The sequence below is a fragment of the Delftia sp. WY8 genome, assembly GCF_018437695.1.
GTDB classification, from domain to species: domain Bacteria; phylum Pseudomonadota; class Gammaproteobacteria; order Burkholderiales; family Burkholderiaceae_C; genus Comamonas; species Comamonas tsuruhatensis.
Window position 1 is genome coordinate 1,574,884 of sequence record NZ_CP049795.1, and the last position, 19,841, is coordinate 1,594,724.

The following is a 19,841-nucleotide window of genomic DNA, read 5'->3' on the forward strand; positions in this document are numbered from 1 at the left end:
GGATCAGGCCGGTGGAGCGGGCACCGAGTGCAGCAGCACGGGCGCGTCGCCATCGCCGTTGACGCTTTCCAGCTGCACGCCAAAACCCCACAGGCGCGCTGCGTGCTTGAGCACTTCCAGCGCATCGTCGGACAGCGGCCGGCCCTGGTAGCGGGTGTGGCGCAGGGTGAGGCAGCGGTCGCCGCGCAGATTGACGTTCCAGACCTGGATATTGGGCTCGCGCGCGCCCAGGTCGTATTGCTGCGACAGCGTCTGGCGCAGGGTGCGGTAGCCGTCGTCGTCATGGATGGCGCTGACCAGCAGCTCGCGTTCGCTGGCGTCGTCATGGATGGCGAACAGGCGCATGTCGCGCATCAGCTGTGGGCTCAGGTACTGGCCGACAAAGCTCTCGTCCTTGAAGTTCTGCATGGCATGGTGCAGCGCCGGCAGCCAGGGCGTGCCGGCCAGGTCGGGGAACCAGCGGCGGTCTTCCTCGGTGGGGTCCTGGCAGATGCGGCGGATGTCGCGGTACATGGCAAAGCCCAGCGCATAGGGATTGATGCCGCTGTAGGCGCGGTGACCGGCCGGGGGCTGGTAGATGACATTGGTGTGGGAGGACAGCCATTCGATCATCACGCCGTCGGTCAGCCAGCCTTCGTCGTACAGGGTGTTGAGCAGGGTGTAGTGCCAGAACGTCGCCCAGCCCTCGTTCATCACCTGGGTCTGGCGCTGCGGGTAGAAGTACTGGGCGATCTTGCGCACGATGCGCACGATCTCGCGCTGCCAGGGCTCCAGCAGCGGGGCGTTCTTCTCGATGAAGTACAGCAGGTTTTCCTCGGGCTCCTTGGGAAAGCGCTCGCTGTGCTGGGCCGCGCTGTCCTTGCCCGGGCGGGCCGGCAGGGTGCGCCACAGCTCGTTGACCTGCTGCTGCGCATAGGCCTCGCGCTGCTCGCGCTCGGCCCGCTCGCGCGCCAGGCTTTTCTTGGAGGGGCGGCGGTAACGGTCCACGCCCAGGTTGGACAGCGCGTGGCAGGAGTCCAGCCATTGCTCCACCGTCGTCAGGCCATGGCGCTCCTCGCACTGGGAGATGAAGTCGCGCGCATAGACCAGGTAGTCGATGATGCTGCCCGCATCCGTCCACATGCCGAACAGGTAGTTGTTCTTGAAGAAGCTGTTGTGGCCGTACGCCGCATGGGCGATCACCAGGGCCTGCATGGCGGTGGTGTTCTCCTCCATCAGATAGCTGATGCAGGGATTGGAGTTGATGACGATCTCGTAGGCCAGGCCCATGTGGCCGCGCCGGTAGCGCCGCTCCGTCGCCATGTATTCCTTGCCATAGCTCCAGTGGCGGTAGCCCACGGGCATGCCCACGCTGGCGTAGGCGTCCATCATCTGCTCGGCCGAGATCACTTCCAGCTGGTTGGGATAGGTGTCCAGGCCGTAGCGTTCGGCGGCGGCCGCAATCGCTGCGTGATAGCGCTCGATGAGCTCGAAGGTCCAGTCGCTGGGATCGGGCAGAGGCTCGGCCGGCCGCTCCCCCGCCGGCAGCGGCGCGGAGGGCACGATGCGCTGGGCCCGTTCGCTGGCCAGATGGGATTTCCACTGCGGCGTGGCATGGCGGGGCGCCAGCACGGGATAGTGAGAGAGGTTCATACCGATACCCCCTCTTTCTTGAACAGGTCGCGGAACACGGGGTAGATCTCGCTGGCGTCCGACACCTTGCGCATGGCGAAATGCGAGAACAGCGGCAGCACCTGGCTGTACTCCTGCCACAGGCTCTGCTCTTCCTGCACCACCTGCACATAGGCGAAGTAGCGCACCAGCGGCAGGATCTTGTCGACCAGCAGGTTGCGGCAGTTGGAGCCGTCGTCGCCGAAGTTGTCGCCATCGCTGGCCTGGGCCACGTAGATGTTCCAGTCCCCGGACGGGTAGCGCGCGCGGATGATCTGGTCCAGCAGCACCAGCGCACTGCTGACCACCGTGCCGCCGCTTTCCTGGGAGTGGAAGAACTCGTCCTCGCTGACCTCGGCCGCCTGCGTGTGGTGGCGGATGAAGACGATGTCGATCTTCTCGTAGTGCCGCGTCAGGAACAGGTACAGCAGGATGAAGAAGCGCTTGGCCAGGTCCTTGCGGTCCTGGTCCATGGAGCCGGACACATCCATCACGCAGAACATCACGGCCTGGCTGATGGGCGCAGGCACGCGCGTGCGGTTGCGAAACCGCAGGTCGATGGGGTCGAGAAAGGCCACCGTGCCCATGCGCAGCTTCAGCGCATCGATGCGCTGCTGCAGCTCGGCCGCCGCCTCGCTGGTGCCATCGTCCTGCGCCAGCAGCGCTTGCAGCTGCTCCTCCAGTGACTTGAGTTCGCGGTGCGGCGCCTTGGTCAGCGCAATGCGCCGGCCCAGGGCGCCGCGCATGGTGCGCAGCAGCGCCAGGTTGTGCGGCGTGCCGTCGTGGCTGTAGCCGGCGCGGCGCGTCTTGTACTGCATGGTGTTGCCGATGTGGGTGCGCAGCAGGCGCGGCAGGGCCAGGTCTTCAAAGAACAGTTCCATGAACTCTTCCTTGGTCAGGGTGAAGGTGAAGTCGTCCTCGCCCTCGCCGCTGTCGCTGGCCTGGGAGCCGCCGCCGCCTGCGCCGCCCTGCGGCCGGGCAATGCGGTCGCCGCGCACATGCTCGGTGTTGCCCGGGTGCACCGTGTCATGGACGCCGCCCTGCCCATGGTGGAACACGGGCTCGCGGATGTCCTTGCGCGGGATGGAGACGCTCTCGGACTCCTCCATGTGGCGGATGCCGCGCTTGTCCACCGCGCGGCGCACCGCCTCGGCGATCTGCGCCTTGTAGCGGCGCACGAAGCGCTCGCGGTTGCCCACCGACTTGTTCTTGCCGGCCAGCCTGCGATCGATGATTTGCAATGCCATCTGTTCCCCCCAGCCCGGGCGCGCCGAAGGGCGGCGCACCCACCCGTCAGTTGCTCTTGCGAACGCGCAGATACCACTCGCACAGCAGGCGCACCTGCTTGGACGTATAGCCCTTGGCCTCCATGCGGGTGACAAAGTCCTCGTGCTTGCGGGCATCCTCGGCACTGGCCTTGGCGTTGAAGCTGATCACGGGCAGCAGCTCCTCGGTATTGGAGAACATCTTCTTCTCGATCACCACGCGCAGCTTCTCGTAGCTGGTCCAGCTGGGGTTCTTGCCCTGGTTGTTGGCCCGCGCGCGCAGCACGAAGTTGACGATCTCGTTGCGGAAGTCCTTGGCATTGGCGATGCCCGCGGGCTTCTCGACCTTCTCCATCTCGGCGTTGAGCGCGTTGCGGTCGAAGGCCTCGCCGGTATCGTTGTCGCGGTACTCGCTGTCCTGTATCCAGTAGTCGGCGTAGGTGACGTAGCGGTCGAAGATGTTCTGGCCGTACTCGCTGTAGCTCTCCAGATAGGCGGTCTGGATTTCCTTGCCGATGAACTCGGCATAGTGCGGCGACAGGTATTCCTTGATGTAGCTGGTGTACTTGGTCTCCAGCTCGGCAGGGAACTGCTCGCGCTCGATCTGCTGCTCCAGCACATACATCAGGTGCACCGGGTTGGCCGCCACCTCGGTACTGTCGTAGTTGAAGACCTTGGACAGGATCTTGAACGCGAAGCGCGTGGAGATGCCCGACATGCCCTCGTCAACGCCCGCATAGTCGCGGTACTCCTGGAAGCTCTTGGCGCGCGGGTCCGTGTCCTTGAGGCTCTCGCCGTCATAGACCTGCATCTTGCTGAAGATGCTGGAGTTCTCGGGCTCCTTCAGCCGCGTGAGCACGGCGAACTGGGCCATCATCTTGAGTGTGCCGGGCGCGCACACGGCGCTGGCCAGGGACGACTCGCGGATCAGCTTCTCGTAGATGCGCACCTCCTCCGACACACGCAGGCAGTAAGGCACCTTGACGATGTAGACGCGGTCCAGGAAGGCCTCGTTGTTGCGGTTGTTGCGGAAGGCCTTCCACTCGCTCTCGTTGCTGTGGGCCAGCACCATGCCGTCGAAGGGAATGGCGCCAAAGCCTTCCGTGCCCTTGTAGTTGCTCTCCTGCGTGGCCGTCAGCAGCGGGTGCAGCACCTTGATGGGCGCCTTGAACATTTCCACGAACTCCAGCAGGCCCTGGTTGGCCAGGCACAGGCCGCCCGAGTAGCTGTAGGCATCGGTATCGTCCTGGGCAAAGTTCTCCAGCTTGCGGATGTCCACCTTGCCCACCAGGCTGGAGATGTCCTGGTTGTTCTCGTCGCCGGGCTCGGTCTTGGCAATGCCCACCTGCCTGGAGATGCTGGGATAGCGCTTGACCACGCGGAACTGGCGGATGTCGCCGCCCAACTCCTCCAGGCGCTTGACGGCCCAGGGCGACAGCACATGGTTGAGGCAGCGCCGGGGAATGCCGAACTGCTCCTCCAGCAGCGGCCCGTCCTCCACGGGGTCGAACAGGCCCAGCGGCGACTCGTTCACGGGCGAGCCCTTGAGCGCGTAGAACGGCACCTTCTGCATCAGGTATTTGAGGCGCTCGGCGATGGAGCTCTTGCCACCGCCCACGGGGCCCAGCAGATAGAGGATCTGCTTGCGCTCTTCCAGGCCCTGGGCCGCATGGCGGAAGAAGCTCACCACCTGCTCGATGGAGTCTTCCATGCCGTAGAACTCGGCGAAGGCCGGATAGCGCCGGATGACCTTGTTGGCAAACAGCCGCGACAGGCGCGGATCATTGCGCGTGTCCACCATTTCGGGTTCGCCTATGGCCGCCAGCATGCGCTGGGCGGCGCCCTCGTAGGCCATGGGATCGCGCTGGCACAGGGCGAGAAATTCGTCCAGCGACATCTCTTCTTCGCGAAGGCGAACGTAACGTGCAGCCGAGTTGCTGATGACATCCATACGACCTCTCCCGGCGGCACCCGAGGGCGAACAGTGCCGCGAAGTTGCAAGGCATTCGCTACCGTGTGGAACTGTTGTAGCACCTTGCATCCGCTTTGAATAGCTCATACGTCCCACATGTCTGCATTGCGCGCGAGGTCACAATGTCAGGTTCCTGGACTACCCCGCTTTTTGCGGTGCCGGGACAGGGGCTTGAGCCAGCCGGGCCTGCAGCAAGGCCCGTGAATACAGCGCCTCACGCTCCCACTTTTGACAAATGATAGTCCGCACTCACACAGCGGCACAGGCCCGAATTCAGAACCGATGTCTCCTGCCGACAACCCCCTACTTGCCGCCGGTCGCCCATCGCGCAAACTGGCTGCCGTCACGCCGATGCACCTGCTGTGGGCCATGTGCCTGGTGCTCGGCCTGCTGCTCGCCCTGCTGGCACCGGGCCTGGCCAAGGCCGCACCGGCAGCAGGCCCTTTGGGTGCCTTGCAGGGCACCCTGGGCGGTGGCTCCGCGTCCGACAAGGAACGAAGCAACGCCATTCAGACCCAGCTCGATGCCGCAGCCTCGGCCACAAAGGAAGCCGATGCGCTGGCCCAGGAACTGGACCGCATGCGCGCCAGGGCACGCACGCCCGTGCCGCCCCTGCCCGCGCCGCTGAGCGACGAGCAGCTGGGCAGCCTGTTCGATCGCTGGAAGGAACGCGTTCCCGCCAACGCCAGCCAGGAAGTGCTGGAACGCCTACTGGCCGATGAGCGCGATGCCATTGCCGCCCTCAAGGCCGGCATCGAGAAATCCGCGGCCGACCAGGCCAACCTGGTCTCCCAGCCCGGCCCGGGGCGGATCGATCTGTCCATCCTGCAGCAGCGCGCCCAGGAAAACGCCGAGCCCGTGACCGCCGAGCCCGGCGAAGCCCCCGACCTCACCCAGGCCCGCCAGGCGCGCCGCAGCGCCGAGCACCGCCGCGCCCTGCTGGAGCTGGCGCTGCGCCAGGAAGAGCAGTCCACCATCGAAGCCCGCCAGCGCCTGCTGGCCGCCCAGCTGCAGGCCCAGCGCCGCGAGCTGCTGGAGCGTATGCCGCGCGCCGCCTGGCTGACCCAGCGCATTGCCGAGCGCAGCCGCCAGCAACTGGAGCAGCAGGTGCAGGAGATGGAGCTGGCCGCCCAGCACGCTTCCGCCGCCGATCCCGCCATACGCGACCTGGCCCAGCGCAATGCTGCGCTGGCCGCGCAGATCCTCAAGAACTCCAATGAACTGGCGCAGGAGCGCAAGACCCTGGCCAATGACGAATATGTGCGTGACCAGTTGAGCGCCACGCTGCGCGACACCCAGGCACGCCTGCGGCTGGGCGGTGGCAGCGCGGCCGTGGGCCAGTGGCTGTGGCAGCAGCGCGTGGAGCTGTCCTCCGGCAGCACCCTGCAGGCCAGGCACCGGGCCGTGCAGCGCCAGCTGGCCGAGCTGCGCCTGACACTGTTCAACTCCAGCAAATGGCGCCAGAACCCCGGCGCGGACACGGCGGCGCAGGCCCCGGCCGACGCTGCGGATGCAGGCGGCGTGGCGGCACCGGAGCCGGCCGCCAACGCCACGGTATCGGCCCAGCAGACCGCTTTGCTGGCCCGGCAGGTGGCGCTCACCGATCAGCTGCAACCGGTGTTGCTGCGCCGCATCGCCGTGCTGGAGCAGACCGACGACGCGCTGCGCGCGGCCCTGCGCAGCGGCAATGAGTTGCGCCAGGTGCTGGACAAGGAGCTGCTGTGGTTCCCCAGCCACCGCCCCATGGACCGTACCTGGCTCAGCGAGTGGCAGGCGCTGGAGCAGGACATCGAAGGCAGCAGCTCGCCCTGGAAAACCGCGCGGGCGCTGGCCGCCAGCATCTGGAACGATCCCTGGGCCTTTGGCGCCGTCGGCCTGATCGTGGCCCTGCTGCTGGGCCTGCGCCGCTACGCGCTGCGCCAGCTGCAGTCCATCGCCGTGCGCGTGGGCGACTTCATGCGCGACCACTTCGGGCTGAGCCTGCTGGCGCTGGGCTGGAGCCTGCTCTACACCTTGCCCTGGAGCTTTGCGGCCGCGGCGCTGGGCAGCCTGCTGCAAGGCCCGGAAACCGTGGGCACGGCGCTGGAGCCGCTGGGCGCCACCCTGGTCCAGCTCAGCGATTTCATCTTCGTGGCCACCTTGCTCAACGCCCTGTTCTGCCCGGGCGGGCTGGCACTGGCCCACTTCGGCTGGCCGGCTGCTCGCGTGCAGATGCTGCGCCAGATGGTGCGCCGCGCCGCCTGGCTGATCGTGCCTGCCGAACTGCTGGGCGGCCTGGCCTTCTACAGCCATGACAACCACGCCATCAGCACCTGGGGGCGCATCTCCATCCTCATGCTGTCGCTGGGGCTGGCCTGGATGGCCTGGCTGTACTTTCGCCGTGTCATGCAGCAAAAGCGGCCCGGCATCCACTGGGGCCAGATCGTCAGCGTGGTGCTGATGCTCATGCTCAGCGCGCTGGCCGTGGGCATCGTGCTCGGCTATGTCTACACGGCCACCGAAGTCATCCAGGCCCTGATGGCCAGCTTCGTGTTCCTGGGCGCGGTCGAGGTCGTGGTCAACCTGCTGCGGCGCTGGCTGCTGCTGGGCGAGCGGCGCCTGGCGCTGAACCGGCTGCGCGAAGCCGCCAGGCTGGCCCAGAGCGGCTCGGGAGTGGACACCGGCAAGGCCCCCACCGACGAAGCCACCCAGATGGCCCTGGTCACCGTGGGCGCCCAGGCGCACCGGCTGCTGGGCCTGCTGCAGCAGGTGCTGGTCGTGCTGACCCTGGTCTACGCCTGGCTGCCCGTGCTGCCTGCGCTGCTGCGCTCCGAAGGCGTGGTGCTCTGGTACACCACCAACACCGGCGCCGACGGCATCGCGCATGCCGCCCCCGTGAGCCTGATGGATGCGCTGCTGGGCGTGATGATCCTGCTGCTCACCTTCAGCTTTGCACGCAACCTGCCCGGCCTGCTGGAAGTGACGCTGTCGGCCTCCAACCGCATCAGCAGCTCCGCGCGCTACACCCTGGCCACGCTGGCGCGCTACGCCATCACCATCGCGGGCACGGTCAGCGCCTTCACGCTGCTGGGCCTGCGCTGGGGCCAGCTGCAGTGGATGGTGGCGGCGCTCACCGTGGGCCTGGGCTTCGGCCTGCAGGAGATCTTCGCCAACTTCGTCTCGGGCCTGATACTGCTGGTGGAGCGGCCCTTCCGCGTGGGCGATGTCATCACCATCGACACCCTCACCGGCACCGTCACGCGCATCCGCACGCGGGCCACCACGGTGCTGGACTTCGACAACAAGGAAATCGTCATCCCCAACAAGACCTTCATCACGGGCCAGGTGACGAACTGGACCTTGAGCGACGACGTGACCCGCCTGGTGATCGACGTGCCCGTGGCCCACGGCAACGACCCCGAGCAGGTGCGCGACATGCTGCTGGACATTGCCAGGGAGCACCCCCAGGTGCTGCGCGAGCCCGAGCCCAACTGCTGGTTCATGGCGCTGGAAGGCAACGGCCAGCGCTTCGAGCTGCGCGCCTACGTGGGCAAGGTCGAAGACCGCCTGCCCGTGCGCCACGACCTCAACCGCCGCGTCAACGACCGGCTCAAGGACGCTGGCATTGCCGTGGCCTTCCCGCAGCTGGACCTGCATGTGCGCAACATGCCGGCAAATCCTGCGGGGCAGCCGGCGCAGCAGACACCGCCCCAGCCGGCTGCATGAGACATTGAAACCCGCCACTCTCGACCCATGGAGTGGCGGGCCATGGGCACCACGGCATTCCACCCTCAAATCACCGTGACTCATATATCCTAGGATCATTCTGAAAATTTTCATCCCCCTTCATTTCCTCCTCCAACTGAATGGCAATCCGCACACAATCGGCATCTCACAACGATGTCTGCGGACGCTTCAAATCCTGGGAGGGGCAATGGCGGAAAGAAGATATACCAGTGCAGGAACGGATGGCTGGCTCAATGTCAGGCGCGAGCCTTCGGGCGCTATTGTTGCGCTGCCGGAGCATATTGCCACCGAGATCGAATCCAGCTCGAATGGGCGCGACCATTTCATCGTCAAGGAGGGCGTCGAAAGTGGCAACAGGTTTTCTGTGAAACAGGGATACCTCCGAAAACAGGCTCCCGCATATCGGCCTGCTGCAATCATTCAATTCATTTTGAGCCGCAAGACCCTGATCTATCCAGGGGGTCGTGTCCGAGCTTTTACAGACGACGAAAATCCTATTAAAACAGGAACGCACCCTGTTCAAATCCCAGATTTCCCACACTCAATAGGGTCTGCATATTTACATAAAACACCCTATGCCAAAAATTGGTTTTTCCTCAACAATGGAAGTGCAACTCCTTTTCGCAACGATAGATACCTGCACCCAGGGCACGAGAGTGCCGGATGCATCACCGTGGATCCGGCGCAATGGAATTCACTTTATCAATATCTAATTCTCTGCAGGAGTGGTGATGGCAAAACTGTTGGCATGGTTTCCGTGGTTCGCTAGCGCCCTGCTTCTCGCTGGATGCTATGCACAAGAAAAAAGTCCAGAAGATCTCCTGGCATCGGAAGAGGTGGGCGATGCTGACTTTGTACGCAACTGGCTTCAAACAAATCGGCATGCAGACCAAACCGCGGCGCAGAACTTCTACCAGCACGGCATGAAAGACTTTCAACGTAAAGCATGGTCTCCCGCCGCCAAATCCTTTGGAACGAGTATGCGACTCTATCCTTCCCCCGAAGCCTTGTATAGATATGTGGACGTCAAACTGCAAATGCTCGCCATGGTCAGAAAGCGAGAGGGCGATATTCAGGAAAAGCTTCCACTGGACATGAACTACGCGCTCAAGCTCTACCGTTCTGCGCTTTCGGCCAACATGGTATTGGGAACATTGTCCGAAGAGGAAAAGACGCGCATTGAAAACCATGTGAGTTGCCTGCAGGCCTATGCAGCGGCTGGCCGTCCCGACATGGACTGCGAGCCGCTGCACTGGTACTACAACGCGGCCCGATGAACACAGGGTCAGAACACTTCCCAGTTCTCACCAGCGCGCTCGGCTGCAGTGCGGGGGCCAGGCACCCGCATTGCCGTGGATGTGGATCTGCTGTCGCCCCGCATGGCGGCCTGCGCCCCGGACTGGCGAGGCAAGCTGTCGGCACCTGAAGGCAGACCACGCATGCCGGAGGCCACGGCGGGCTTCGCGACAGGAGCCTGATCGGCAGGTGAGGACAGCCCATCCAGCTTGAACAGACTGACCAGATCGACCAACCTGGCAGCCTGCGCGTTCAGGCTGGCAGCAGCCGCCGCCGACTCTTCGACCAGGGCGGCGTTCTGCTGCGTGACCTGGTCCAGCTGTACGACGGCGTCGCCCACCTGCGCCACACCATCGGCCTGCTCGGCCGTGGCTGCGCCTATCTCGCCGATCAGGTCGGCCACCTGCTGCGCCTGGCGGACGATGTCCTGCATCGCGGAACCTGCCTCGCCCACCAGACCGGAGCCTTCATCCACCTTGGACACGCTCTCGCCAATCAAAGCCTTGATCTCCTTGGCCGCCCCTGCACTGCGCTGGGCCAGACTGCGCACTTCGGAAGCCACCACGGCAAAGCCTCGCCCCTGCTCGCCCGCCCGTGCTGCCTCCACGGCGGCATTGAGCGCCAGGATGTTGGTCTGGAAGGCAATGGAGTCGATCACGCCGATGATGTCCTCGATCTTCCGGGAACTCGCGGTGATCTGCTCCATGGTGGCCACCACGCGGTCCACGATCTTGCCGCCGCCAGTGGCGGCCTGGCTCGACGAAGCGGCCAGCTGGGTGGCGGTACGCACCGTATCGGCATTGAGCTTGACGGTGGCGTTCATCTCCTCCATGGAGGCGGCGGTCTGCTCCAGATTGCTGGCCTGCTCTTCCGTGCGCTGGCTCAGGTCCGCATTGCCCGAGGCAATCTGGCTGGCGCCGGTCGCAATGGATTCGCTGCTTTGCCGCACATCGGCGACCACACGCGCCAGACCGGCACGCATGTCCTCCATGGCGTGCAGCAGGCTGGAGGTGTCTCCGGGCGCCAGTTGCACCCGCACGGACAAATCGCCCTGCGCGATCTGGCGCGCCACCCCGGCGGCATAGGAGGGCTCTCCGCCCAACTGCTGCTTGACCGTCCTGGTGATCATCCAGGCCACCAGAGAGCCCAGCGCGGCGGCCAGCAGTGTCAGCACCAGCATGGCCACGCCGTCTTCGGCCACGCTGCGCAGGGAGCCGTCCACCGTGGCCTGTGTCTGGGACTTCTGGTAGGAGACCAGCGCCTCGACCGCATCGAAATAGGTCGTCTGCAAGGAGCGCAGGCGCCCCATGATCAGATCCCTGGCGGCATCGCCCTGGTTGGCCAGGCCCAGGTCACCGGCCTGGCGCATGGTCTCCACGAAAGGCTGGCGCGCCTGCCGTATGTCGGCAAAGAGCCGGCGCGCCTGCTCGGTCTGCAGGCGCTGGTCCAACTCCTTCATGACCAGGCCGTTCCTGGCAACCACCTCATCCAGCCGGCGGCTCTCCTCGGCCATCTGCGCCGGATCGGTGATCAGCGCCAGATTGCGCACCACCCGCGCCGACACATTGGCGTTGTCCTTGAGCGATTGCAGCCGGGCCAGATTGCCCATGCGGTCCTCGGCCAAAACACGCAACTGCTCCCCCTGATCGTGCAGCTTCATCCAGCCGAAGCCGGCCACGCACATGCAGACCACGATCACCGCAAGGAAACCCATGCCCAGCATGGTTCCCAACTTCATACGCCTCAGAAAACCCACGTCGCTCTCCCTCGAACCACCTACGCAAACCGGCCAGACTGCTGGCACGGAAGAAACACATCCGGGAACAAATTTGACAATTTGAATCAGTTGCGTCGCCTTCCCAAACCCTGCACATCCAGTAGGACAGCGCCTTGCCGACATGCAGGCATCGGGCTGCCAGCCATTGCCAGAACCCGTCATTTCGCGCTTGATGGCCATGCTTCAATCCACGCGACCGCACGGGGCGCGACGACCCCCTAGAACGCTATGTCGTCGTCCATGTCATTGTTTCAGTCCACGCGCCCGCACCGGGCGCGACCCGAATCCAGAGCCGATCCCGTTGAACAGATTGCCGTTTCAATCCACGCGCCGGCACGGGGCGCGACTCTTTGCAGCGCGCGAGCGCGCCTCAGGGGATTCCGTTTCAATCCACGCGCCCGCACGGGGCGCGACGTTGCGAGGGGGGCATGCCGGCTCCTATGTGTAAGTTTCAATCCACGCGCCCGCACGGGGCGCGACAATCTCAACAGGCAAGCCCGACAGACTACGGAGTTTCAATCCACGCGCCCGCACGGGGCGCGACGGCATTTTGGCAACGGCCTATTCATCAATGGGCAGTTTCAATCCACGCGCCCGCACGGGGCGCGACACGTAGTAGCCGGTCAAGTAACCAGACTTGTTTCAATCCACGCGCCCGCACGGGGCGCGACCACGGCCAGACTCATCCAGGCCCCCTGCCCCATGTTTCAATCCACGCGCCCGCACGGGGCGCGACCTCTGGGGTAACGCTTAGTGCGCGCTACGGAAACGGTTTCAATCCACGCGCCCGCACGGGGCGCGACGGCGCGCGCACGCTGCCGTTCACCACTGCAGCAGTTTCAATCCACGCGCCCGCACGGGGCGCGACCTGGAGCGCCAGATCGCCATTGCGCGTCACATAGTTTCAATCCACGCGCCCGCACGGGGCGCGACGGCAACGAAGGGCAGTGGGATGTGCTGCATGCGGTTTCAATCCACGCGCCCGCACGGGGCGCGACTCACGTCATCGAGCGCACGAAGGGCGGTGCAGCATGTTTCAATCCACGCGCCCGCACGGGGCGCGACACAGGACCCACTTCAGGTGCAGAAGGTCATGTTGCGTTTCAATCCACGCGCCCGCACGGGGCGCGACCGCGCTGCAGCAGCGGGCATTTCTGAGCTGCCTATGGTTTCAATCCACGCGCCCGCACGGGGCGCGACCGCCCCGATCGCGCCGATCAGCGCAAAAGCGGCATGTTTCAATCCACGCGCCCGCACGGGGCGCGACCAGTTCCGGCCCCTTGAGATAGGCCTTGAAATAGTTTCAATCCACGCGCCCGCACGGGGCGCGACGTAGACCAAACGGGCACAATAATTGAGGACCGGGTTTCAATCCACGCGCCCGCACGGGGCGCGACGTGCGCGGCACGCCCAGCCGTTCCGCAATATGCGTGTTTCAATCCACGCGCCCGCACGGGGCGCGACGTGATGGTCGGCACCATGTCCGCGAAGTAGTCGTGTTTCAATCCACGCGCCCGCACGGGGCGCGACGTCGAAGGGGCCAGCAAGCTCGGTCGCAGGCAGTGTTTCAATCCACGCGCCCGCACGGGGCGCGACCTGGACCGACTCGGGACAGCCGACGACTATCTGACGTTTCAATCCACGCGCCCGCACGGGGCGCGACTTCAGCGCATTTGGCGCCCGTCTGGTCCTGGTCAGTTTCAATCCACGCGCCCGCACGGGGCGCGACGGAGCTCTGTGTGTGGCGCATTGGACCCAACAAAGTTTCAATCCACGCGCCCGCACGGGGCGCGACCGTGGTAGCAGGAGAAGTGGCCGCAGAGCTTGGCGTTTCAATCCACGCGCCCGCACGGGGCGCGACGTGTCGAGGCCTATGCGCCCGTGGCCTACCTCATGTTTCAATCCACGCGCCCGCACGGGGCGCGACCAACCCTGAACTGGACACGCAGGGCGCTTGGCACGTTTCAATCCACGCGCCCGCACGGGGCGCGACCCTTGCTGGACGGCAGGCACGGCCTGCTGCTGCACCGGTTTCAATCCACGCGCCCGCACGGGGCGCGACCGGTGCGGACCTCGAGCAAGAGGTTGACGAAAAGTTTCAATCCACGCGCCCGCACGGGGCGCGACTCAGGCGGGCAATACACGGGGATGAAAGAGATCGTTTCAATCCACGCGCCCGCACGGGGCGCGACGGCATGCTTATAACCCAGCCGCACCACTGCAAAAAAAGCTTCGCCATCGCGAACCTGCGCGCTCTGTCACGGAAAAACGGCAAGGACCACGACAGACGCAGTGATGCCTCAACAAAAACAACGGCTTGCAGAAATGCGAACCTCAGGGGAGGACAAAGGTCACTTGGGGTTCGCGGGACGCGAGCTGGTGCGGCCAACTGCGGCCGGGGCACGCGGTGACTGGGTGCCCACAAAAAAGCGGCCTTTCGGGCCGCTTTTCATCAGCATGCGCAGCCGCAAGCCGATCAGCTACCAGCCACCTTCATGCGGTTGATCAGGATAGAGCCCACGGTCTTGGCGCCGTAGTTGTAGGCATCCGCGCCCACGGCCTCGATGCCCTTGAGCATGTCCTTGAGGTTGCCTGCGATGGTGATCTCATGCACGGGGAAGGCGATTTCGCCGTTTTCCACCCAGAAGCCGCTGACGCCGCGCGAGTAGTCGCCGGTCACGTAGTTCACGCCCTGGCCCATGAGTTCGATCACGAACAGGCCCGTGCCCAGCTTCTTGAGCATGGCGGGCAGGTCGTCGCCGGCCTTGGTGCGGCGCGAGGTCATGACCAGGTTGTGCGATCCGCCGGCATTGCCGGTGGTCTTCATGCCCAGCTTGCGTGCCGAGTAGCTGGACAGGAAGTAGCCCTCGACGCGGCCGGCATCCACCACCTTGCGGGCCTGCACGCGCACGCCTTCCTCGTCGAAGGGCGAGCTGCCCTTGCCGCCGAGGATGAAGGGGTCTTCCGTGATGTCGATGTGCTTGGGGAAGACGGGCTTGCCCAGCGAGTCGAGCAGGAAGGTGCTGCGGCGGTACAGCGCGCCGCCGCTGACGGCCTGCACGAAGCTGCCCAGCAGGCCGGCGGCCAGCGTGGACTCGAACAGCACCGGGCATTCGGTGGTCGGGATCTTGCGGCTGCCCAGGCGGCTCAGGGCGCGCTGGGCGGCGTAGCGGCCCACGGCTTCGGGCGAGGCCAGGTCGGCCGCGTTGCGCATGGAGCTGTACCAGGCATCGCGCTGCATCTCGCCATTGCGGCCGGGCAGCGATGCGATGGGCGCCACCGACAGGCTGTGGCGCGAGCTGGCGTAGCCGCCACGGAAACCATTGGTATGGGCACTGAAGAAATGGCTTTGCTGGGCCGAAACGCCAGCGCCTTCGCTGTTGGTGATGCGCTTGTGCGTGCCCAGGGCAGCTTCTTCGCACTGCAGCGCCAGCTGCGCCGCAGCCTCGCTGGTCAGCTCCCAGGGGTGGAACAGCTGCAGGTCACGGTGGGTGCCGGGCGGGGCGATGTCGGCCGCATCGGGCAGGCCGGCCATGGGGTCCTCGGCGGTGAAGCGCGCGATGTCGTAGGCGGCCTGCACGGTCTGCTGGATGGCGGCATCCGAGAAGTCGGAGGTGCTGGCGTTGCCACGGCGGTTGCCCAGGTAGACGGTCACGCCCAGCGACTTGTCGCGGTTGCGCTCAACGGTCTCCAGCGCCCCCTTGCGCACACTCACGCTCAGGCCGCAGCCCTCGGAAGCCTCGGCTCCGGCGTCGGTGGCGCCGAGCTTCTTGGCATGGACCAGGGCACGGTCCACCAGGTCTTCAAAAAACGGTTGGCTGTAGCTGAAGCCGGAATCAGCCTGCGGTTTGGCGGTGCTTGCCGCGCGGGGACGGGGTTTTTTCATAGCGGCGGCTATGATAGCCGCCACTGCAGCGCCCTCCGCGCCGCCACTGTATTTGTCCCCTACCCCATGTCACGCAAACCCAAAAAAGGCTACTACGTCAAAGGTCACTTCGTTGCCGAAGGCAGCGAACTCGACCTGCAGCTCAAGGCCGAACTCAAAGGCACCCCCGACTCCAGCAAGACGGATCTCAAGCGCGAGTCCGACGCCTTGCAGGACCTCGGCAAGGATTTGCTGACGCTGCGCTCCGACCTGTTCAAGCGCCTGCAATTGCCAGACCAACTGGCCGATGCCCTGGCCGAGGCCAAGCGCATCACCAATTTCGAAGGCAAGCGCCGCCAGATGCAGTACGTCGGCAAGCTCATGCGCAAGCTGGACGAGACCGAGATCGCCGCCGTGCGCGCCGCGCTGGACGAGCAGCACAACGGATCGGCCGCCGAGAAGATGGCCCTGCATGCGGCCGAGCAATGGCGCGACCGCCTGATTGCCGAGGAATCAGCCCTGTCCATCTGGCTGGACCATTTCCCCGACACCGACACCCAGCAGCTGCGCGCCCTGATCCGCCAGGCCCGCAAGGACATGCCGGGCGCCCATGAGGCCAATGTGCAGGAATCCACCGGCCTGGCCCAGCGCAAGGGCCGCGCCTACCGCGATCTGTTCCAGCTGGTGCGCCAGCAGTTGGGCGGCACGGGCCGCGAGACAGCCGAGGACGGTGACGGCGCTGGCGAGGAAGCCGACGATGAGTGAGCCCGTCCATGACGCCGTGCGCATCGGCATCGTTTCGATCAGCGACCGTGCCAGCAGCGGCGTCTATGAGGACAAGGGCCTGCCGGCCCTGCAGGACTGGCTCACCCGCGCGCTCAGGAACCCCATCACGTTCGAGCCGCGCCTGATCCCCGACGAGCAGGCCGGCATCAGCGCCACGCTGATCGAACTGGTCGATGCCGGCTGCTGCCTGGTGCTGACCACGGGCGGCACCGGCCCCGCCCCGCGCGATGTCACGCCCGAAGCCACGCTGGCCGTGGCCGACAAGGAAATGCCGGGCTTTGGCGAGCAGATGCGCCAGATCAGCCTGGCCTTTGTGCCCACGGCGATCCTGTCGCGCCAGGTGGCGGTGATCCGTGGCAAGAGCCTGATCATCAACCTGCCGGGCCAGCCCAAGGCGATTGCCGAGACTCTGCAAGGCCTGCAAAACCCTGATGGCACGCAAACGGTCAACGGCATCTTTGCGGCTGTGCCCTATTGCGTGGACCTGATCGGCGGGCCCTATCTGGAAACGGATGACAGCGTCTGCAAGGCGTTCCGCCCCAAGAGCGCAGTGCGCACCGCGCGACCTGCGGCCTGATCGCGCGGACACGGCAATCGACAAGCAGCCTGCGGGCTGCTTTTTATTTTTTCAGCCCCTTGAACCAGCGCTGAATCCGGGCCCGCAATTGCCGTTTGCCGTCATCACCCAACGGCATGCTGCTTGCCAGTTTCAGTGCCGCATCGACCTGTACATGGCCATGCTCCATCAGTGCCATGCAAAACACCCGGTCCTTGTCGCGCCCCGCCTGGGCCTTGGAGAGAAAGAGATCCAGCACATCAAGGCAATAGCCGACGCGATCGTTGGTATTGCCGTTCTGGATACGGTGCAGCCGGTTTTGCCAGCCTGAGGCAAGCACTGTCCGGGCCCACGCCCTGCGCGTAGTAGCCATTGGACTCGTGGAAGCGAGAGCCTTCGCCAATGGATCCGTCGATCCGGTCCGCCAGATCCGGAGTGTTGAGCGGATAGATGTCCGCCTCTGCGGACATCTTGAAAACCGGCTCGGGATACGGGATGGAGCCCAGGATTGCCTGGCTTCCCACGATGACGAATTCATACTCATTCGTCACATCCCCGCTCGCACGAATGATGTGCTCAAGATCCTCTCGGTTCATAGGCCCGCCCTGTATCTCCCAATGCAACGCCCCGCTTGAGATCCCCCACCTGCGCCAGTACCTGCTGGCGCACCTGTTCGGGCAGCACCGATGTCAGGGGCGAGGCCTGGCGCAGTTCCTGGGCCCTTCGCGTGCGGGCCAGGATGGTGCGCCAGCGGCCATTTTGCAAGACATCCTGCCACTGCCTCCACAGGCTGGCGGAATGCGAATCCCCCTGGCTCAACCACCTCTCCAACGTGTCCTGTGCCTGCTGCAGCAATGCCGGGTCAGATCGCACAAGGCGCACGGCTTCTTCATGCAATGCGAGGCTTTGCAGATCCTGCACTTCATGGCGCGCATCCTGCGCACGCACCAGAACCTGTACGACGGGCCTGGCATGGCGCGAACGGGCTGCGGCAGTTCCTGCGGGCGCGGGCTGCAGGGCGTCGCCCGCCAGCAATGCCAATTCTCCCCCTATGCCCAGTTCCGACATGACTCGCAGGTACGTGCCCATGGATGGCCCGGGATCGCCGGACTCGACTGCAGCGAGCGTGCTGCGGGATATGCCTACGCGCGAGGCCATCTCGACCGTGCCCAGCCCCTGCTCCTTGCGCAGGCGCTTGAGCCGGTCACCGAACTGCAAAAGCAGTTGGCGCTGAAGAAGGATGGATTTTTCTGGCGTTTTCATTTGTCCATTATTTTAAGCAAAACCTGAATTTTTGATTGTTTTTCTAGACAAATTAATTCAAGTCCAGTGCTTTCACATCCCCAGGTCAAGGAACGGAAAAGCAGGTCCTGACGCGCGCACAAGCCACGGCCGGGATGCGCAGCGCATGGCGATCAATCAACGGGCCGGCCACGTTGCAAGGATGAGCGGCTGTACTGTCGCACCGGGGCCACCAAGCCCGTGCTTGCCCCAATGCGGCAGACCCCTGTCCCTGCCAGCATGGAATCACCCGGCCCCTGCGCAACAGCAGCGGGCTTTTTCCATCCAAAGCAAGGAGACTTCATGCAGCAACGCCCCAAGACATCGCTGATGACACCGCTGGCACTGGCACTGTGCGCCGCCGCACTGGCAACGCCGGCCCTGGCGCAGCAGGACAAGGTTCGGATCGGCTTCATCACCGACATGTCCAGTCTCTATGCCGATGTCGAGGGCAAGAACGGCGCCGTGGCGATACAGATGGCCATCGACGACTACGGCGGCAAGCTGCTGGGCAAACCCATCGAGCTGCTGACGGCCGACCACCAGAACAAGGCCGATATCGCCGCCAGCAAGGCGCGCGAGTGGATAGACACGCAGGGCATCAGCCTGGTGTTTGGCGGCACGAACTCGGCCACGGCCCTGTCCATGGCCAAGGTGGCGCAGGAGAAAAAGCGGGTCTTCATCGACAACGGCGCGGGCAGCTCGGCGCTGACCAACGAGCAGTGCAGCCCCTACACCGTGCACTACGCCTTCGACACCGTGGCCCTGGCCAAGGGCACGGGCGCGGCCGTGGTGGAGGCCGGAGGCAAGAGCTGGTACTTCGTGACCGCCGACTATGCCTTCGGCCATGCGCTGGAGGCCGATACCACCAAGATCATCGAGGCGCGCGGCGGCAAGGTGCTGGGCTCGGTCAAGACGCCGCTGAACGCCAGCGATTTCTCCAGCTTCATGCTGCAGGCGCAGAACTCCAAGGCCCAGATCCTGGGCCTGGCCAATGCCGGTGGCGACACCATCAACTCCATCAAGGCAGCGCGCGAATTCGGCGTGACCAAGGACATGAAGCTGGCCGGCCTGCTGGTGTTCTTCACCGACGTGCACAGCCTGGGCCTGAAGAACACGCAGGGCATGCAGTTCACCACCAGCTGGTACTGGGACATGAACGATGCCTCGCGCAAGTTCGCCGACGCCTTCATGGCCAAGACCCAGCGCCGCCCCAGCGAAATCCATGCGGCCGACTACTCGGCCACCATGAACTGGCTCAAGGCCGTGGAAAAGGCCGGCACGCTGGATGCCGACAAGGTCATGGCCACCTGGCGCGGCATGAAGATGGATGACTTCTTCGGCAGCGGCTACCTGCGCGAGGACGGCCGCTACGTGCACGACATGTACCTGATGGAAGTGAAATCCCCGGCCGAATCCAAGGGCACCTGGGACTACTACAAGCTGGTCAAGAAGCTGCCGGCCGAGCAGGTCTGGACCACCAAGGCCGAGAGCAAGTGCCAATATTGGCGCTGAACTTGCGCTGAACTTGCGGTGAGCCGAGGGGGCAGCCCGGCCGCTCCCTCTCCTCGCTTTTCTCCACTGAATCTCCATGCCTTGGTCAATGCCGGGACATCGAACCGCGCCAGACTGGTAAGTTCGAGCATCTGGCGCGGCGCCGGGCAGGG

General features: G+C 64.9%; 13 protein-coding genes and 1 CRISPR repeat array. Of the genes, 6 read left to right on the plus strand and 7 right to left on the minus strand.

Features of this window, described 5'->3' with window-relative positions:
• Window positions 1-3: 3 nt before the first annotated feature.
• From G4D77_RS07265 to G4D77_RS07275, 3 genes are read right to left on the minus strand one after another with little or no spacing between them, the layout of a single operon-like run.
• Window positions 4-1,632, minus strand: coding sequence for a SpoVR family protein (locus tag G4D77_RS07265; protein WP_047469867.1), 1,629 nt, complete (start codon window positions 1,630-1,632; stop codon window positions 4-6).
• The gene (locus G4D77_RS07270) at window positions 1,629-2,897 is read right to left on the minus strand and encodes a YeaH/YhbH family protein (RefSeq protein WP_154834967.1); all 1,269 of its coding nucleotides are present in this window, start codon (window positions 2,895-2,897) and stop codon (window positions 1,629-1,631) included. Before G4D77_RS07270 ends, G4D77_RS07265 begins: the two co-directional genes overlap by 4 nt.
• Before the next feature lie 46 nt (window positions 2,898-2,943).
• Window positions 2,944-4,866 carry a PrkA family serine protein kinase gene (locus G4D77_RS07275; RefSeq protein WP_016449756.1) on the minus strand — a complete coding sequence of 641 codons (1,923 nt, stop codon included), beginning with the start codon at window positions 4,864-4,866 and terminating at the stop codon, window positions 2,944-2,946.
• Window positions 4,867-5,238: 372 nt separating this feature from the next.
• Between G4D77_RS07275 and G4D77_RS07280 the strand changes: the two genes are divergently transcribed.
• The 3 genes from G4D77_RS07280 (at window position 5,239) to G4D77_RS07290 (ending at window position 9,890) form a co-directional block, all read left to right on the plus strand.
• The gene (locus tag G4D77_RS07280) at window positions 5,239-8,592 is read left to right on the plus strand and encodes a mechanosensitive ion channel domain-containing protein (RefSeq protein ID WP_046986683.1); all 3,354 of its coding nucleotides are present in this window, start codon (window positions 5,239-5,241) and stop codon (window positions 8,590-8,592) included.
• Window positions 8,593-8,800: 208 nt separating this feature from the next.
• Window positions 8,801-9,382 carry a hypothetical protein gene (locus tag G4D77_RS07285; RefSeq protein WP_154834971.1) on the plus strand — a complete coding sequence of 194 codons (582 nt, stop codon included), beginning with the start codon at window positions 8,801-8,803 and terminating at the stop codon, window positions 9,380-9,382.
• Entirely contained in the window at window positions 9,345-9,890 is a 546-nt protein-coding gene (locus tag G4D77_RS07290) for a hypothetical protein (protein ID WP_016453827.1), read from the plus strand. Before G4D77_RS07285 ends, G4D77_RS07290 begins: the two co-directional genes overlap by 38 nt.
• 8 nt (window positions 9,891-9,898) lie before the next feature.
• Here the strand turns inward: G4D77_RS07290 and G4D77_RS07295 are convergent, their stop codons facing one another.
• Window positions 9,899-11,647 (minus strand): methyl-accepting chemotaxis protein, encoded by a 1,749-nt coding sequence (locus G4D77_RS07295; protein WP_154834973.1) that lies wholly within the window; start codon window positions 11,645-11,647, stop codon window positions 9,899-9,901.
• A gap of 219 nt (window positions 11,648-11,866) precedes the next feature.
• A CRISPR array of direct repeats spans window positions 11,867-13,878; the repeat unit is 32 nt; unit sequence GTTTCAATCCACGCGCCCGCACGGGGCGCGAC.
• Between the two features lie 284 nt (window positions 13,879-14,162).
• Entirely contained in the window at window positions 14,163-15,572 is a 1,410-nt protein-coding gene (gene pmbA, locus G4D77_RS07300; protein ID WP_016453829.1) for a metalloprotease PmbA, read from the minus strand.
• A gap of 66 nt (window positions 15,573-15,638) precedes the next feature.
• On the opposite strand from pmbA, the gene yjgA reads away from it, so the two are divergent.
• The gene (gene yjgA, locus G4D77_RS07305) at window positions 15,639-16,316 is read left to right on the plus strand and encodes a ribosome biogenesis factor YjgA (RefSeq protein WP_016449652.1); all 678 of its coding nucleotides are present in this window, start codon (window positions 15,639-15,641) and stop codon (window positions 16,314-16,316) included.
• Window positions 16,309-16,914, plus strand: a complete 606-nt coding sequence (gene mog, locus G4D77_RS07310) for a molybdopterin adenylyltransferase (protein ID WP_154834975.1) — start codon at window positions 16,309-16,311, stop codon at window positions 16,912-16,914. The genes yjgA and mog overlap by 8 nt, the downstream gene beginning before the upstream one ends.
• Window positions 16,915-16,957: 43 nt before the next feature.
• On the opposite strand, the gene G4D77_RS31040 is transcribed toward mog, so the two are convergent.
• Window positions 16,958-17,266: a hypothetical protein gene (locus tag G4D77_RS31040; protein ID WP_317840641.1), complete on the minus strand. Its 309-nt coding sequence runs from the start codon at window positions 17,264-17,266 to the stop codon at window positions 16,958-16,960.
• Between the two features lie 203 nt (window positions 17,267-17,469).
• Window positions 17,470-18,156 carry a helix-turn-helix transcriptional regulator gene (locus tag G4D77_RS07320; RefSeq protein ID WP_209670695.1) on the minus strand — a complete coding sequence of 229 codons (687 nt, stop codon included), beginning with the start codon at window positions 18,154-18,156 and terminating at the stop codon, window positions 17,470-17,472.
• A 321-nt stretch (window positions 18,157-18,477) separates the two neighbouring features.
• On the opposite strand from G4D77_RS07320, the gene G4D77_RS07325 reads away from it, so the two are divergent.
• Window positions 18,478-19,689 carry an ABC transporter substrate-binding protein gene (locus G4D77_RS07325; protein WP_016449656.1) on the plus strand — a complete coding sequence of 404 codons (1,212 nt, stop codon included), beginning with the start codon at window positions 18,478-18,480 and terminating at the stop codon, window positions 19,687-19,689.
• The last annotated feature ends 152 nt before the right edge of the window (window positions 19,690-19,841 follow it).

Coding starts and splice junctions, on each gene's coding strand:
- G4D77_RS07270 (WP_154834967.1), bottom strand. CDS start 2,897: ATGGCATTGCAAATCATCGATCGCAGGCTGGCCGGCAAGAACAAGTCG.
- mog (WP_154834975.1), top strand. CDS start 16,309: ATGAGTGAGCCCGTCCATGACGCCGTGCGCATCGGCATCGTTTCGATC.
- G4D77_RS07285 (WP_154834971.1), top strand. CDS start 8,801: ATGGCGGAAAGAAGATATACCAGTGCAGGAACGGATGGCTGGCTCAAT.
- G4D77_RS31040 (WP_317840641.1), bottom strand. CDS start 17,266: ATGGCTACTACGCGCAGGGCGTGGGCCCGGACAGTGCTTGCCTCAGGC.
- G4D77_RS07265 (WP_047469867.1), bottom strand. CDS start 1,632: ATGAACCTCTCTCACTATCCCGTGCTGGCGCCCCGCCATGCCACGCCG.
- pmbA (WP_016453829.1), bottom strand. CDS start 15,572: ATGAAAAAACCCCGTCCCCGCGCGGCAAGCACCGCCAAACCGCAGGCT.
- G4D77_RS07275 (WP_016449756.1), bottom strand. CDS start 4,866: ATGGATGTCATCAGCAACTCGGCTGCACGTTACGTTCGCCTTCGCGAA.
- G4D77_RS07290 (WP_016453827.1), top strand. CDS start 9,345: ATGGCAAAACTGTTGGCATGGTTTCCGTGGTTCGCTAGCGCCCTGCTT.
- G4D77_RS07325 (WP_016449656.1), top strand. CDS start 18,478: ATGCAGCAACGCCCCAAGACATCGCTGATGACACCGCTGGCACTGGCA.
- G4D77_RS07320 (WP_209670695.1), bottom strand. CDS start 18,156: ATGAAAACGCCAGAAAAATCCATCCTTCTTCAGCGCCAACTGCTTTTG.
- G4D77_RS07295 (WP_154834973.1), bottom strand. CDS start 11,647: ATGAAGTTGGGAACCATGCTGGGCATGGGTTTCCTTGCGGTGATCGTG.
- G4D77_RS07280 (WP_046986683.1), top strand. CDS start 5,239: ATGCACCTGCTGTGGGCCATGTGCCTGGTGCTCGGCCTGCTGCTCGCC.
- yjgA (WP_016449652.1), top strand. CDS start 15,639: ATGTCACGCAAACCCAAAAAAGGCTACTACGTCAAAGGTCACTTCGTT.